Genomic DNA, 15307 nt, shown 5'->3' on the forward strand with positions numbered 1-15307 from the left:
CTCAATGGCTAACGTCTTGACCGCGTGCCCGTTCTGCGGGTCGGGATGCAACTTGTATCTCAAGGTGGAGGATGGTCAGCTCACCGGCGTCCTCCCGAGTTCTTCTCACCCGACAAGCCGCGGAAAGCTGTGCATCCGCGGGTGGCATGCCCACGAGTTCGTCTCCCATCCCGAGCGCCTGCGCTCGCCCATGGTTAGGAAGGGCGGCAAGTTCGAGCGCGTCTCGTGGGAGGAGGCGCTTTCGCTCGTCGCCGGCCGGCTGGGGCGGGGGGCGGACGTCGGCGTGGTGGGTTCGGCTCGCTGCGCCAACGAAGATAACTTCCTGCTGATGAAGCTCGCCCGATGTGTCTTGGGCACCGACAACGTGGATTTCTCGAGTCGCCCCCAGCGCATCGCGGATCTGGCGGCGCTAAGCTCTACGCTGGGAGTCAACTGCGCCACCAATCCCGCGCCTGAACTCGCCGGCGCGGATGTCATCGTCCTCGTCGGCGCCGACCTCGTGCCCGAGATCACGATGATCGCGTCGCTCGTCTACGAGGCCGTCGCACGTGGCGCGAAGCTGGTCGTCATCTCTCCCGTACGCACCGAGCTTGCCGAACTCGCCGAGGTGTCACTCCAGCCGCGGCTGGGCACCGAGCCGGTGCTGCTGTGCGGATTGCTCAAATCGGTCGTGGATCAGGGGCTCATTGACTCCTCGCTTCTCGACCGCGACTGGGACGCGTACGATCAGTTCGCCACCGACCTCTCGCAGTTCACGCTCGACAGCGTCGAGCAGCGCACCGGCGTCGCGGCGGACGCGATCACTCGCGCCGGGCGGCTCTACGGCGAGGCACGCAGGAGCGCGGTGCTCTACTCGTCGGGGCTCGCGCAGCACCCCGCCGCAGCCGCGATGGCGACGGCACTCGCTGACCTCGTCGCCCTCACCAACCACCTCGGGCAGCCCTCGATGGGGCTCTACCCCCTGGCGCGGCAGAACAACTTTCAGGGCGCCCTCGATATGGGGCTCGCCCCGGGGATGCTGAGTGGTGGGCAGAGCCTGGGCAGCGCTGAGGTCCGCCAGAGATTCGAGCAGGCGTGGGGGTGCCGGCTGCCGGAGCCGGCGTGCAAGTCGCTCCCGGACATGCTCGGCGGCGTGAAGAGCCTGTACGTCATGGGCGCGGACATCGTGGGCGGTGCGGCGGATCCCGCGCAGGCGCGCCGCGACATCGAGGCGCTCGATCTCCTGGTCGTGCAGGAGCTGTTCATGACGCCGACCGCGGAACTCGCCGATGTCGTTCTGCCGGCTGCTGCGTACGCCGAGAAGGACGGCACCGCCACCTGCGCTGATCGGCGCGTCCAGCGACTGCGCAAGGCGGTTGATCCGCCCGGCGAGGCGCGCGCCGACTGGCAAATCATCCAGGAGTTGGCCGGGCGGCTGGGCGCATCGTGGCGCTACGACTCTGCGGGCGCGATCTGGGCGGAAATCGCGTCGCTCACGCCCTCCTATGCCGATATCACATACGACAAACTGGACGCCGGGTGGGGCGCATACTGGTCGAGCGCGAACGGCGCGGGGGAGCGGCTCCAGCTCAAAGGGCTGTCACTGCAGCCCGTGGAGTGCCCGCCGCCGCCGGTGACCGATGCGGAGCATCCGTTCCTGCTCGCCCTCGACCCGGCGGCCGAGCGATGGACGACGGACGCGACAACTCTCCACTCCGATAACCTGCGCCGTGAGTATCAGATTGCGGCGGCGGATTTCCCTGCGGGGCACGTCGAGATGCACCCGGACGACGCCCAGGAACTCCAGTTGCGGCAGGGCTTCCGGGTCAAGCTGGCGTCGGCGCACGGCGAAGCCGAGCTTCAGCTCAAGCTCAGCTCCGACGTGTTGCCGCGCACGCTGGTCGTGCCGTACCATCTTCGCGACACGGTACGCGATCTCTTCGGCGGCCCGGCGCCAGGCCAGGTCGAAGGCCACCTGGTGTACTCGCCCGTGGCAGTAAGCGTCGCCGCCGCCCAGCGGTAAGAGGTGAGACGATGAGCCGAGCGCTGAAACTGCAGAAGAGCCGCTGGCCGGAATGGGTGGCGGCGCTCCAAAGGACCGCGGCGGTCATCGCTCCGGTCCGCCTGCACGGCGAAGACGTCGCCTTCGAGCGCATCACGTCGCCGAGCGAGATTACCCTCGACTTCGACAACACCGCCGATCCGCCCAAGCGGTTCCTGTTCCCCCAGGTCGAGCCGCTGCTCCGTTATCGGCGTAACGGCGGCTACGCGGTGGAGCCGGTCTACGATGAAGAGCCGCGGGTGTTCTTCGCCATTCGCTGTTGCGACGTCAGCGCCGTACGTTTCTTCGACTTCACTCTCGGCGCGCAGGACTTGCCCGACAGCTACTACACGGCCCGGCGCGCCGGCACCGCACTCATCGCCCTCGCCTGCCACGAGCCGTGCCAGTCCTGCTTCTGCGTGTGCGCAGATACCGGTCCTTTCTTGCCCCCGGGGGGCGGCTACGACATCCAACTGACCGATCTCGGCGGCGAACACTACCTGGCCGAAGTGGACACGGACAAGGGCGAGGCGCTGGTCGCCGCCGCCGCCGAGCTGTTCGCGCCGGCCTCGGACGACGACCTCGCGCAGCGCCGGGCGCTCGAGGAGGCGTCGGAGAAACGGTTCCCGTCCGAGCCGCGCCTCTACTTCGCGGCGTCCAGCCGCAAGGTTTCGCTCGATACGGCGGAAGCGGAGCTGTGGCAGCGCATGGCGCGGTGGTGCGTTGCCTGCGGCGGCTGCACCCACATCTGCCCGACCTGTTACTGCTTCAACGTGACGGATGCCCAGCGCAACGGCGATGGCCTGCGCAGCCGGCGCTGGGACTCCTGCCAGTACGCCGGCCTCACTCGTGAGGCGTCGGGCCATAACCCGCGACCGGAGCAGTCGGATCGCGTCAAGCGGCGCGTGTTCCACAAGATCAGCTATCAGTATGTCGCGCGCGACGGCATGCAGGGCTGCGTCGGCTGCGGCCGCTGCACCCGCATCTGCCCCGGCCTGCGCCTCGGTCTCCCGGAGGTCGGCGAGGCCATCAGGAGAGCGGAATGGAAGTGATGGAGAAGAGGCCCAACATCTACCTCCCTGAGATCGCGCGCATCGTCGAAGTGCGCGACGAGACGCCCGACACCAAAACCTTCGTCTTTCGCTTCCGCGACGACCAGTTCCACGACTCGTTCGCCTGGCGTCCGGGGCAGTTCGTCGAGCTGTCCGTGTTCGGGCTCGGTGAAGCTCCGTTCGGATTCGCCTCGTCGCCGACGCGCAAGGAAAGCTTCGACATCACCATCCGCGCGGTCGGCGCGCTCACCCGCGCGCTGCACGCCATGGGCACCGGCGACGAGGTCGGCATTCGCGGCCCGCTCGGCAATCATTTCCCGTTCGATGACGTGCAGGGCCGAAATATCCTCTTCATCGGCGGCGGCATCGGCCTGCCGCCGCTGCGTTCGCTCATCCACAACATGCTCGACGAGCGCGACAAGTTCGGGGAAATCACGATTCTCTACGGCGCGCGCACCCCGACCGACCTCGTCTACAAAGAGGAACTCAAGGAGTGGGAGCAGCGCTCCGACGTCAAGTTCATCGTCACCGTTGACCGCTCCGAGCCGGGCTGGGAAGGCAACGTCGGCCTCGTGCCCATGCTGTTTTCCAAGGCGGACATCAAGCCGGACGGCACGACCGCCTACATCTGCGGCCCGCCCGTGATGATCCGCTTCGTCATCCAGGACCTGGTGAGCATGGGGTTCGCGGAGGAGAACATCATCTCCACACTCGAGCGACACATGAAGTGCGGCGTGGGGAAGTGCAATCACTGCTGCATCGGTCACAAGTACGTGTGCCGGGACGGCCCGGTGTTCAGCTACAAGCAGATGAAGGGGCTGCTGGAATAGCCTCGGCCTGATCCGGGGCGGTCGGATCTTCCATTGGAGAGAGATGACGGAGCAGCCGGAATAGGGTCCGGCCTGATTCAGGATTTGCGGCGGGCAGTGCGCGGAGAAGCGCTCGTGGTCGGAGTCGGCAATCCTGACCGCGGCGATGACGGCGTCGGGCCGGCCGTAGTGGAGGAGTTGTGCGCCGCGGACGTCGAGACGCTCGACGTGGGGGACGCCCCGGAACGCTACCTGGGGCCGATGACGGAATCCGGCGCGCGGGTGTTGGTGTTCGTGGACGCGGTGGACTTCGGCCGCACGGCGGGGGAGGCGGTGCTGCTGGAGGAGGCCGACTTGCCGCAGCGGAGTTGCGTCACGCACCGCTCTTCGCTGGCGTTGGTGATGCGCTACGCGCGTGAGCAGGCGCACCAGCGATCGGTGTTGATCGGAGTGCAGCCGGGCTCGATGGAGTTCGGACAGGGGCTCACACCGGCGGTGCAAGCGGCGGTCAAGGCGGTCGCCGCCGCTCTCAGCGAAGCGCTGGGTGGGCGGAGCCGCCGCCCGCAGCAAGAGTCCGGCTGACGCGGCCAAGCCCGCCTGGGGGCGGTACGTTCGCCTCAGGCGAGCAAGCGTGCAGAGGTGAGAGGATGCTAGCAATCCTAATCCTGTTGATTCTGCTGCCTGTGTTGAGCGCGGTCGTTATCCTCGCGCTGCGCCCGACGGCGGTGCGCGTCATCGCCGCCGCCACTGCCGCGGTCACCCTCGGGTTGGCCGTTTGGGCCGTGACTCAAGCGTTCCCGGGGACCGTCAGCTACGTCTTCGGGCAGATGCCGTGGCTGAAGGAGTTGGAGCCGGTCGGCCTCTTCGGCGTCCTGCTCGATCCTCTCGCGAGCCTCGCACTCATCGTCATCATCGGCGTCGGCTTTCTCGCCGCGCTGTTCTCGACCGCCTACGTCAGTGACCGCAACCGCGAGCACGCGCTCGGCGAAGGCCAGCAGCGCTATTACTTCTGGCTGCTCCTGCTCATCGCCAGCATGGTCGGCGTCGCGCTCTCGCCGAACCTGCTGCAGCTCTTCATCTTCTGGGAACTCAGCACCCTCTGCTCCTGGGTGCTGATCGCGCACACCCAGGAGGAAAAGACGATGCGGGCGGGCTTCAAGGCCCTCATCGTGACGCACATCGGCGGCCTGTTCTACCTGGTAGCGCCGTTCATCCTGTTCATCGCCACCAGGTCGTTCGGGTTCACCGCTGCCGCCAAGCTCGCGCCCGGGCTGAAGAACCTGGTGTTCCTCTTCCTGCTCATCGCGGCATGGGCGAAGGCAGCTCAGATCCCGTTCCACACCTGGCTCCCGGACGCTCACGCCGAGGCGCCGAGCCCGATCAGCGCCATGCTCTCCGGGGTCATCGTCAAGGTCGCGGTGTACGCCCTCGCGCGCATCGTCACCGCCTTCTACGTCTCGGGAACCGGCGTCGGCGTCGCCGCCGTCGGCCTGGTTGCGGCCATCATGGCGCTGGTGACCATGTTCATGGCACTTATCCTCTACTTCGCCCAGGACGACCTCAAGCGGCTGCTCGCCTACTCCACGATCGCCCACCTCAGCTTGATACTGCTGGGCATCGGCATGGGGATCCTCGGCTCCGGCCTGGCCTTTCGCGGGTCAGTTCTGCACATGATCACTCACGCGTTCGCCAAGACCACCCTTTTCCTGTGTGCAGGAGCCGTGGTGTACACGACCGGCACGCGCTCGATCAGCCAGATCAGCGGCCTGGGGCGCAAACTTCCGCTCGTCGGCGTGGCGTTCGTGATCGGCGTGCTGGCATTGACCGGGGTGCCGCCTCTGGGGTGCTTCTGGAGCAAGTTCTACCTGCTCGCGGGTACGCTCCAGGTCGCCGGAGGGCTGGGTCCCGTGACTCTCGCCCTCGTGCTGCTGGAGAGCTTGGTTTCCTTCGCCTGGATGCTGAGGGTGACGCAGAAGGTCTTCCTCGGGGAACCCTCGGAGCCCGTGTTGGCGATTCAGGGCACCCCGCTGCCCGCGGCGATGACCGTAGTGCTGTCGGTGCTCATCGCCATGTGCGTTCTAGCGCCTGCCGTCGGGATCCCGCTGGTGGCGCGTATCCCGTATCTGCCCTAGGCGTCGGCGCTTCAGCGAGCGCCCGAGCGCGGAGGCAGTAAAGAGGTTGATGCTATTGGCTGTAGTTTTGTCGGAAGGGTCAGTGATCGGCGTCAGCACGGCCTTGGGGGCTGCCCCGGTCATGTCAGAGCGGCGCAGCCGGTTGCCGCTGGCGGAAGCCAGCGCGAGGCGCGCACGCGTACAGAGGTAAGAGGATGCTCTCAATCCTTGTTCTGCTGATTCTGCTGCCGATACTCGGTGCCGCGGCCGTGGCCGGGCTGCGTCCGCGCGGCGTGCGCGCGGTTTCGACGGTCGCGGCGCTGGTCACTCTCGGCCTCGCCCTCTGGGCGGTCATCCGTGCCTATCCTGGGACGTTCGAGTCCGTCTTCGGACAGATGCCCTGGCTCAAGAGCCTCGAGCAGGTGGCCCTCTTCGGCGTCCTCATTGATCCGCTAAGCAGCCTCATGCTCGTCGTCATCACCGGCGTCGGCTTTCTGGTGGTGCTGTACTCGACCGCCTACCTGAGCGACCGCAACCGGGAGCACGACCTCAGCGAGGGCCAGGGCCGCTACTACTTCTGGCTCCTGCTCTTCATCGGCGCCATGGTCGGCGTCGCGCTGTCGCCCAACCTGTTGCAGTTGTTCATCTTCTGGGAGCTGACGACGCTGTGCTCGTGGGCCCTGATCTCCCACACCCACGAAGAGAAATCCCTGCGCGCGGGCTTCAAGGCCCTCATCGTGACGCACATCGGCGGCATCTTTTTTCTCGTCGCTCTGTTCGTTCTCTTCATCGTTACCAAGTCGTTCAGTTTCACGGCGCTCGCGGATCTCTCCCCGGGGCTGAGGAACCTGATGTTTGTATTCCTGCTCATCGCAGCGTGGGCCAAGGCGGCGCAGATACCGTTCCACACCTGGCTCCCCGACGCGATGGAAGCGCCGACACCGATCAGCGCTTACCTCCACGCCGCGGCGATGGTCAAGGCTGGCGTCTACCTCATCGCGCGCGTCGTGTCGGCGAGTTGGTGCATACCGCCCGGGCTGGGTTTGCTGACCGCGATCCTGGCGCTGGTGACGATGTTCATGGCGCTCGCGCTCTACTTCGCGCAGGATGATCTGAAGCGGCTGCTCGCCTATTCGACGATCGCGCACCTCGGCTACGTCCTGTTGGGCATCGGCATGGGCATGCTCGGCTCGGAGCTGGCCTTCCGCGGCGGGGTCCTGCACATCATCAACCACGGGTTTGCGAAGAGCACGCTGTTCCTCGCCGCGGGCGCCGTGGCGTACGCCACGGGCACGCGCTCGATCAGCCGACTCGGCGGCCTGGGGCGCAAGTTGCCGCTGGTCGCCTTGGCCTTTCTCGTCGGCGTGCTGGCGGTGACGGGGGTGCCGCCGCTGGCGTGCTTCTGGAGCAAGTTCTACCTGCTCGTGGGCGCGTTCCAATTGGGGGGTGGGCTCGGCCCGGCGATCCTGGTGCTGGTGCTGCTTGAGAGTTTGATCTCGTTCGCCTGGATGCTTAGGGTGGCGCACAAGGTATTCCTCGGGCAACCCACGGAGCCCGTGCTGGCGGTGCCGGAGAATCCGCTGTCGGTGCAGATGACGATCGTGTTGGGCGTGTTGCTCATTATGTGCGTGCTGGCGCCGCTCGTGGGCATCCCGCTGGTTGCGCACATTCCGTACATGCCGTAAGCAAGGCGGCGCGGCGCGCCGCTCCGAAACGCGCCGGAGAGCGCGTCAAGGCGGCGCCGAGCGCCGCTCCGGAACGCGGGGTAGGCGCGTCAATGGAGACAGGCTGATGTTATCGGAGATACTGTCGTCGGAACTGATACTCTACGCCATCGGTATCCTGGCGGGCGGCGCCGTTGTGTCCGCCGCTATGTACCGCAATCGGCGCAGCGCGGGCTGGGCCGCGTTTCTGTTCGTCGCCCTCGCGACCCTCGTCGTGCTCAGCGTGGCGCTGCCGGTGCTCGTCAGCGGCCAGCCGGCGGAGTACGCGTCGGAGATAGCCATCCCGGGGCTCGAAGCGAAGCTCGACCTCTCAGTTGACACGTTGAGCGCGCTCTTTCTACTCATGATCGTCATCGTATCCGCGGTGGCGACCTTCTACTCGATCGGCTACATGGATTCGTATCCGCAGGAGAACGTGGCGCGATACTACGGCCCCCTGCTCCTCTTCATCGGCGGCATGATCGGCGTGGTTTCCGTGTCCGACTGGTTCTTCTTCCTCGTGTTCTGGGAGTTCATGACGCTCGCCAGCTATTTCCTGGTGATCTTCGAACACGACAACCCGGTGAGTCTGCGCGCCGGCTTCAAGTACTTCCTGATCACCCATGTCGCCACCGGCCTCATGTTCGCCGCCGCCATCATCACGTGGCAGTCGGGCGCCGTGCGCGGGTTCGATTTCGCGACCTCCCAGCAGTCGCTGGCGACGGTGGCTGAGGCGCGGCCGTGGCTGCTCCACCTGGTGCTCGGATTGTGGTTCGTCGGCTTCGGCACCAAGGCGGGCATGTACCCGTTCGGCGACTGGCTGCCCGATGCCCACCCGGCCGCCCCCTCCAGCGTGAGCGCCATGCTCTCGGGCGTGATGATCAAGATCGGCGTCTACGGCATCGCCCGCGTCTTCCTGTGGACCGCCTTCAGCATGCTCACCCGCGAGGCCGTCATCGCCTGGGGCATCGTGATCGCGACCTTCGGCGTCGCATCGGCGGTGGTGGGCAGCATCGCGGCGGTGCAGCAGAATGACTGCAAGCGCCTGCTTGCCTTCTCGAGCATCGGCCAGATGGGATACATCCTCATGGCCCTCGGCATGGGCCTCGCCTTCCTCCGGATCGCGCCGCTGTTCGGGGCGCTCGCGCTGCTTGCCGCTTTCTATCACATGGTCAACGACGCAGCCTTCAAGTCGCTCCTCTTCTTGAACGCCGGCAGCGTCGTCTATCACACCGGCAGCCGCGACCTCAACCGGATCGGGGGCCTCTCCGGCGTCATGCCCGTCGCCGCGGCGACCGCCGTGATCGGCGCGCTCGCCCTCGCCGGGCTGCCGCCGCTCAACGGCTTCGTCAGCAAGTGGATACTCTACCAGACCGCCATCATCGGCGGCCTCAACTACGCCGTCTTCGTCGTGCTCGGGTTGATCGCGCTGTTCGTCAGCGTCGTCAGCCTCGCCTACGCGATGAAGTTCGTCGGCGTCGCGTTCATGGGCAAAGAGTCGCCGACGAAGTCGGCGCACGCGGGGCCGCTGCCGTGGACGATGAATGCGGCGCAGGTCGTGCTGGCGCTGATCTGCGTCGGCCTCGGCCTGGCGCCGGTGTGGGCGTCGCACGCGATTTACGGCGTCCTTCGCGCGGGCCCCGTGGCGCTGGCGGAGTCGGGGCAGGTCCTGGCCGGCACCGGCGTGACTCTGGCGCTCGCGCCCGGCGGGCTGGCGACCGCGGCGTGGAACCCGGTGCTGCTCGCGGTGCTGTTCGGCGGGCTCATGGTGGTGGCGTACGGCGTGATGCGCAGCGCGGGTGCGCCGGTGCGCGAAGTCGGATCCTGGTACTGCGGTGAGGAGCATGCGGACGAACTCGTGCGCTTCCGTGCGCAAGGGCTCTTCGCGCCCTTCAACCGCGCGTTCTCCGGCATCTACCCGACCATCCGCGTGCCCCGCGTCAGCTTCCCGCGCATCGTGGAGCGCGTGTTCGATCTCGACGGGTGGCTGTACGGGCCGCTGATCCGAGGCGGGGGTAAGCTCGCCGAGCGTTTGAGCCGCACTCATATCGGTATCCCGCAGATGTACATGCTGTGGCAGGTGGTCGGGATGATCGTTGTGCTGGCCCTGCTGTTCCTGCTGCTGCGGGTATAGTTAATGTAGTTAAGATAATCCCGGCGCGGCCGCTGCGTCGGCGCGCAGGGCGAGGAACGTCTGCGTGCGGGTAATGAAAGCGGCCGCGGTTGCGGGAGGAAACGGAAGAGATGTACTTCTCCAATAACGGGCTGCTGACACAGATCAAGCAGCGCGCGGGAGGCGCGTTCGTCGAGGCTTACGAACCGGTCGAGCGCAAGCTGTACGTCAAGCTGCGCAAGGACGCCGTGAGGCCGATGGCGGACTACCTCTTCAATGAGGCGGGCGCGCGCTTTCTCATCACCTCCGGCACTGACCGCCGCGATGCCCTCGGCACGTTCGAGATCAACCATATCTTCGCGATGGACGAGGAACACGGTTACGTGTGCCTGCTCGCCGAGGTGCACCCCGATGACGCGAAGATCGACTCCATCACGCCGGTGGTCCCAGGAGCGGGCTGGTCGGAGCGGGAGTTTCGCGATGTCATCGGCGTCGACCCCGTGGGGCACCCTGACCCCAGGCGGCTGGTGCTCGCCGACGACTGGCCGGAAGGTGTGCACCCGCTGCGCAAGGACTTGCCGTATGACTACAAGCCGCCCGCCGCGCCGGAGGCCAGGATGCAGTTCAAGGAGGCGCCGGAAGGCACGACGGTGCTCCCCATCGGCCCCTTCTTCCCCGTGCTCGAGGAGCCGGCGCAGCTCCGCTTGTTCGTGGACGGGGAGCGGGTTGTCGGTTGCGACTACCGCGGGTTCTACAACCATCGCGGCATCGAGAAGCTGGGCGACACCGTCCTCAACTACAATGAGATCCCGTTCCTCGCCGAGCGCATCTGCGGCATCTGTGGGTTTATCCACTCCAGTTGCTACTGCCAGGCGGTGGAGGACGCGGCGGGGATCGAAGCGCCGATTCGCGCCCGCTACATCCGCACCATCATGCTCGAGATGGAGCGCGTCCACTCCCACCTGCTGTGGCTCGGCATCGCCACCCACATCATCGGCTTCGACACCCTGCTCATGCAGTCGTGGCGCATTCGCGAGCCCATCATGTGGCTCAGCGAGGAGATCTCGGGCAACCGCAAGACCTACGGCATGAACATCATCGGCGGCGTCCGCCGCGACATCCCCGAGGAGGTGCACCCCAAGATCCTCGCGGTCCTCGATAAGATCGAGAAGGAAACGCTCGCCGTCGCCGACGCGCTGCCCGGCGACTCGACGCTCATGTTGCGGCTGCGCAACGTCGGGCCGCTCACCCACGACCACGCGCGCGCGATGTGCGCGGTGGGGCCGACGGTGCGCGGCTCGGGCCATCCGCGCGATGTCCGCGTAGATCACCCCTACGCCGCGTATGCGGAGATCGAGCCCAAGGTCTGCTACCACGACGAGGGCGACGTCCTCGCGCGCACCCTGGTGCGAGTGGAGGAGACCTTCGAGTCCATTCGCCAGATCCGCAAGGGACTCGCCGACATGCCCGATGGACCGATCGTCACCCCCATCGAGGACGAGATACCGGCAGGGCGCGAGGGCATCAGCATGGTTGAAGCGCCGCGCGGCGAGGCCATCCACTACGTGCTCACCGGCGAGAATAACCGCCCCGAGCGGTGGCGTGTGCGTGCGCCGACGTATCCCAACCTGCAGTGCATCCCGGCCATGGTGCAGGGCCAGGAGGTCGCCGACGTCCCCATCACCCTGGGCAGCATTGACCCCTGCTTCTCCTGCACCGAGCGGGTCGAGGTGGTTGACGTCAACAACGAGCGGAAGAGAATCTACACCAACGACGAACTCGTGGCCCTCTCGCGCGAGAAGGCGTGCGCTGAGCGCAGTCGACGGGGCCACCGGAGGGACTAAATGGCTCACGCGGTACTGGTGGGGATATTCCAGATACTGCTGGTGCTTCTGCTGTCGCCCCTGCTCGAGGGGGTGATCCGCAAGCTCAAGGCGCGGATCCACTCTCGCCAGGGGCCGCCGATTACCCAGCCCTACCTGGACCTCATCAAGTTGCTCGGCAAGGAGGACCTGCGGCCCACGGGCGGCCTCGTCTTCCGCCTCGCGCCCATCGTCACCATGGCCGCGGTGCTCATGATCGCGCTGCTCATTCCGATGGGGGCCGGCGCGCCGATCGGCCAGTCAGCCGATCTCATCGTGCTGCTCTACGTCATGAGCATTGCCGCGGTCGGTATCATCGCGGCGGGCTTCGCGTCCGGCAGCCCCTACGCGTCACTCGGCGCGGGGCGCGAGATGATGATGGTGCTGACCACCGAGCCGGTGGTCGCGGTCGCCCTCATCGTCGCGGCGCTCAAGTCGGGGACGCTGATGCTCGACGGCATGGTCGGCTGGCAGCTCAGTCACCCGTGGCCGCTCACCGACCCCGTGGGACTGTCCATGCTGGTCGCGGGCGTCACCTTCTTCCTCGCGCTTCAGGCGCAGGTCGGCAAGTTGCCGTTCGACATCGCGGAGGCGGACCAGGAGATCATGGGCGGGCCGTTCGTCGAGTTGAGCGGCCCGCGGCTGGCGCTCATCAAGTGGTGCTTCCACATGCGCCTGCTGCTGTTCTCGGTGCTGTTGGTGCAGATCTTCGTGCCCTGGCCGGACCTCGGGCTGGCCGCGCTGAACGTCGTGATGACGCTGGTCAAGGCGTTCGTCGTGGTCGTCCTCGTCGGACTGATAGATGTCGTCAACCCGCGATTGCGCATTGACCAGTCAATGAGCTACTTCGCGCGGATCATCGTCGTCGCGCTGGTCGCCGTGGCGCTGACGGTGATCAAGGCGTGAGAGAGGAAGCGAGATGTTCCTGAGCAAGCTGAAGGAAGCGCTCATTTGCCTCAAGGCGGGCAAGGTGACCCTGCCGTACCCGCTGGTACCTATGGAGGCGCCCGAGGGGTTCCGCGGGCGGGTGGAGATCGACGTCAACAAGTGCATCGGCTGCGGCGGCTGCGCCGAGGTGTGCCCGACGCGGCTGATCAACATCTTCGACCTGTCGCAGGAGACGCGCGTGCTCGAGTTCGAGTTGGAGCGCTGCGTGCACTGCGGGCGCTGCGAGGAAGTCTGCCCGGAGAACGCGATCACGCTCACCCGCGAGTTCGAGACCGCGACGGCCGATAACATGCAACTGCGCATGCGCGCCGAGGTCTTCATGGCCACTTGCCAGCGCTGCGGGCGGTGTTACGTCCCGCCGACGGCGCTCGACGAGATGCAGGTCACCGGCTTCCGTCCGCCGGCACCTGACGAGGAAGAGACAGCGGCGGCCGGGGCGGCCCAGTGACCCCGGCGCGCGTCCGTGGCAGCGCCAACCATCGAGTGCATCACAGGGAGACTCGCTAGATGTACAACGAAAGTCTGATTGGGACTTTGAGCCTGATAATGATTGCGACTTCGGTCAGCGCGGTGGAGGCGCGGAACCTGCGCGTCTCGGCGTTCGCGTATGCGGCGCAGGCGCTGCTCATCTGCGGGCTCATCCTGGCGTTCGCGGTGGGCAGCCGCAACGTCGCGCTCTACGGCTGGGCGGCGGTCGCATTCGGCACCAAGGTGGTGCTCACGCCATGGCTCCTGTTCGCGTACGTCCGCCGCACCACCGACCGCGAAGTGCGAGCCATCATCGGCTTCGGCCCCTCGGTCATCATCGCGGTGCTCATCTTGGTGAGCTTCTATAAGCTCACCCATACCTACGCCGACTTCATGGCGCCAACCACCGCCGCGATGCACGGCGTGTTTCGCACCAATCTCGCCGTCGCGCTGACCGTGTTCGTCATCGGCATCTACGCCATTCTGTCCCGCCGCGACGCGATTAAGACCGTGGTCGGGCTCTGCCTGCTCGAAAACGCCGTGCACTTGAGCCTGGTGAGCCTGGCGCCCGGGATTCGCGAGACCGCGCTGATCGGTATCGCCACCGAGGTCGTGCTCACGGTGTGGCTGCTGCTCTACATCATCTCCGCAATCCACCAGAAGTTCGGCTCGACCGATACGTTTAAGTTGTCGGAGCTGCACTGGTGAGTCGCAGTCGGTCGCGAGATCACGGCGCTCTGCGTCCGGATACGGACAACCCAACCGGGGTCCGATTGGTGAGATTGGTCGCTGCAGGACAACGGCGCGTCACAATGCCGCGCCTGGGGCCCGATACCGGGCCGAGATATCATCCCGGGAGTTGCTAGATGCCCGATCACGTTGTGTCCATACTGCCTGCTCTGGTGTTTATCGTTCCCGCCCTATTCGGCGTCGCCGCATACTACGCGGGCGCCAAGATCGGCGTCGCAGCGCGCAACGCGGTCGTGCTCGTCGGCGCCTGCGCCACCGCCGCGCTCGCGATCGGCATGCTCTACCAGATGTTTGCGTACGAGGCCGTGCTCACGACGTGGGGGGAGGAGTTGCTCGTTGACGGCCTGAGCATGGTCATGGTGTTGGTCATCAGCGGGGTCGGCCTGTTTGCCGCGGTTTACGCCATTCGCTACATGCGGCATCAGACCGCGATCCACTGGCGCGACATCACCGAGCAGCGCCTCAACGTCTTCTATCTCTTCCTCATGCTGTTCATCGCCACCATGCTGTGGGGCGTCGTCACCAACAACGTCATCATGCTCTACGTCGCGGTGGAGGCGACGACCATCGCGTCGGGGCTGCTCGTGGCGTTCTATTGGGATCGCCGCGGGCTCGAGGCGGGCTACAAGTACCTGATGCTGCTCACCACCGGCATCACCTTCGCCCTCTTCGGCTGCGTGCTCATATACGCCTCCTCGACGTCCTACCTGGTCGGCTTCGACGCGCTCCTCATCAGCAAGATCAAACTCATCGCTGGGAAGTTTCCGCACAGCGTCGTCATTGCCATCTCGGCGGGGCTCATCGTCGGCTTCGGCACCAAGGCGGGCATCGCGCCGTTCCACCCCTGGCTCCCCGACGCCCACGCCGAGGCGCCGAGCCCGGTCAGCGCGCTCCTCTCCGGCGTCATGATTAAGATGGCGGTGTACGCGCTCGCCCGCACGATCACGATTTTCTTCCCGGCGTGGCCGGCGCTCAAGGTCTTCCTCGTCGGCCTCGGCGCGTTCACCATGGTGCTCGGCATCGTCATGGCCATCGTGCAGACCGACATCAAACGCCTCCTCGCCTACAGCTCGGTGAGCCAGATGGGCTACATCGTCATGGCCTTCGGCATCGGCACCTACCTCGGGGTCTATGGCGCCATCTTCCACCTCATCAACCACGGCATCTACAAGGCCTTGCTCTTCCTCGGCGCGGGCGCCATCATGTACAGCACCGGTATCCGCAGCCTGCACGACCTGGGTGGCCTCGGGCGCAAGATGCCGGTGACCTCGGCCTGCTTCTTCGTCGGCACCCTGGCGATCAGCGGGTTCCCGCTCTTCAACGGCTTCATGAGCAAGATCACCATCTTCCTCGCCGCGGCGCAAGCCCACATGTGGTGGGCCGCCATCATCGCCATCGCTACGGGAGTGCTGACCCTCGTCGTGATGGTGCACGCGGCGTATGCCATCTTCTGGGGACGGCCCAGGACGAG

General features: G+C 66.2%; 12 protein-coding genes. All 12 read left to right on the forward strand.

Going from position 1 to position 15307, the window contains the following annotated elements; genetic code table 11:
* The first annotated feature begins 4 nt into the window (after window positions 1-4).
* Window positions 5-2002, forward strand: a complete 1998-nt coding sequence (locus tag JSV65_17595) for a molybdopterin-dependent oxidoreductase (GenBank protein ID UCH34317.1) — start codon at window positions 5-7, stop codon at window positions 2000-2002.
* Window positions 2003-2013: 11 nt separating this feature from the next.
* On the forward strand, window positions 2014-3072 hold the full coding sequence (locus JSV65_17600; GenBank protein ID UCH34318.1) for a 4Fe-4S dicluster domain-containing protein: 1059 nt from the start codon (window positions 2014-2016) through the stop codon (window positions 3070-3072).
* Complete coding sequence (locus JSV65_17605) at window positions 3072-3902, forward strand: FAD/NAD(P)-binding protein (GenBank protein ID UCH36832.1); 831 nt, start codon at window positions 3072-3074, stop codon at window positions 3900-3902. Before JSV65_17600 ends, JSV65_17605 begins: the two co-directional genes overlap by 1 nt.
* Window positions 3903-3998: 96 nt before the next feature.
* The gene (locus tag JSV65_17610) at window positions 3999-4463 is read left to right on the forward strand and encodes a hydrogenase maturation protease (GenBank protein ID UCH34319.1); all 465 of its coding nucleotides are present in this window, start codon (window positions 3999-4001) and stop codon (window positions 4461-4463) included.
* Window positions 4464-4528: 65 nt separating this feature from the next.
* Window positions 4529-6013: a hypothetical protein gene (locus JSV65_17615; GenBank protein UCH34320.1), complete on the forward strand. Its 1485-nt coding sequence runs from the start codon at window positions 4529-4531 to the stop codon at window positions 6011-6013.
* A 194-nt stretch (window positions 6014-6207) separates the two neighbouring features.
* Entirely contained in the window at window positions 6208-7677 is a 1470-nt protein-coding gene (locus tag JSV65_17620) for a hypothetical protein (protein ID UCH34321.1), read from the forward strand.
* 106 nt (window positions 7678-7783) lie between these two features.
* A complete protein-coding gene (locus tag JSV65_17625) occupies window positions 7784-9829 on the forward strand; it encodes an oxidoreductase (protein UCH34322.1) in 2046 nt (681 codons plus the stop codon).
* Between the two features lie 110 nt (window positions 9830-9939).
* On the forward strand, window positions 9940-11652 hold the full coding sequence (locus JSV65_17630; protein UCH34323.1) for an NADH-quinone oxidoreductase subunit C: 1713 nt from the start codon (window positions 9940-9942) through the stop codon (window positions 11650-11652).
* The gene (locus JSV65_17635) at window positions 11653-12576 is read left to right on the forward strand and encodes an NADH-quinone oxidoreductase subunit H (protein ID UCH34324.1); all 924 of its coding nucleotides are present in this window, start codon (window positions 11653-11655) and stop codon (window positions 12574-12576) included.
* A gap of 13 nt (window positions 12577-12589) precedes the next feature.
* The gene (locus JSV65_17640) at window positions 12590-13066 is read left to right on the forward strand and encodes a 4Fe-4S dicluster domain-containing protein (protein UCH34325.1); all 477 of its coding nucleotides are present in this window, start codon (window positions 12590-12592) and stop codon (window positions 13064-13066) included.
* A gap of 59 nt (window positions 13067-13125) precedes the next feature.
* Window positions 13126-13794: an NADH-quinone oxidoreductase subunit K gene (locus JSV65_17645; GenBank protein UCH34326.1), complete on the forward strand. Its 669-nt coding sequence runs from the start codon at window positions 13126-13128 to the stop codon at window positions 13792-13794.
* A gap of 158 nt (window positions 13795-13952) precedes the next feature.
* The coding region (locus tag JSV65_17650; protein ID UCH34327.1) for an oxidoreductase at window positions 13953-15307 on the forward strand (1355 nt) is incomplete at its 3' end.

It is taken from the genome of Armatimonadota bacterium (genome assembly GCA_020354555.1).
GTDB lineage: Bacteria > Armatimonadota > Hebobacteria.

Coding starts and splice junctions, on each gene's coding strand:
- JSV65_17600 (UCH34318.1), top strand. CDS start 2,014: ATGAGCCGAGCGCTGAAACTGCAGAAGAGCCGCTGGCCGGAATGGGTG.
- JSV65_17635 (UCH34324.1), top strand. CDS start 11,653: ATGGCTCACGCGGTACTGGTGGGGATATTCCAGATACTGCTGGTGCTT.
- JSV65_17640 (UCH34325.1), top strand. CDS start 12,590: ATGTTCCTGAGCAAGCTGAAGGAAGCGCTCATTTGCCTCAAGGCGGGC.
- JSV65_17605 (UCH36832.1), top strand. CDS start 3,072: ATGGAGAAGAGGCCCAACATCTACCTCCCTGAGATCGCGCGCATCGTC.
- JSV65_17595 (UCH34317.1), top strand. CDS start 5: ATGGCTAACGTCTTGACCGCGTGCCCGTTCTGCGGGTCGGGATGCAAC.
- JSV65_17625 (UCH34322.1), top strand. CDS start 7,784: ATGTTATCGGAGATACTGTCGTCGGAACTGATACTCTACGCCATCGGT.
- JSV65_17615 (UCH34320.1), top strand. CDS start 4,529: ATGCTAGCAATCCTAATCCTGTTGATTCTGCTGCCTGTGTTGAGCGCG.
- JSV65_17645 (UCH34326.1), top strand. CDS start 13,126: ATGTACAACGAAAGTCTGATTGGGACTTTGAGCCTGATAATGATTGCG.
- JSV65_17620 (UCH34321.1), top strand. CDS start 6,208: ATGCTCTCAATCCTTGTTCTGCTGATTCTGCTGCCGATACTCGGTGCC.
- JSV65_17630 (UCH34323.1), top strand. CDS start 9,940: ATGTACTTCTCCAATAACGGGCTGCTGACACAGATCAAGCAGCGCGCG.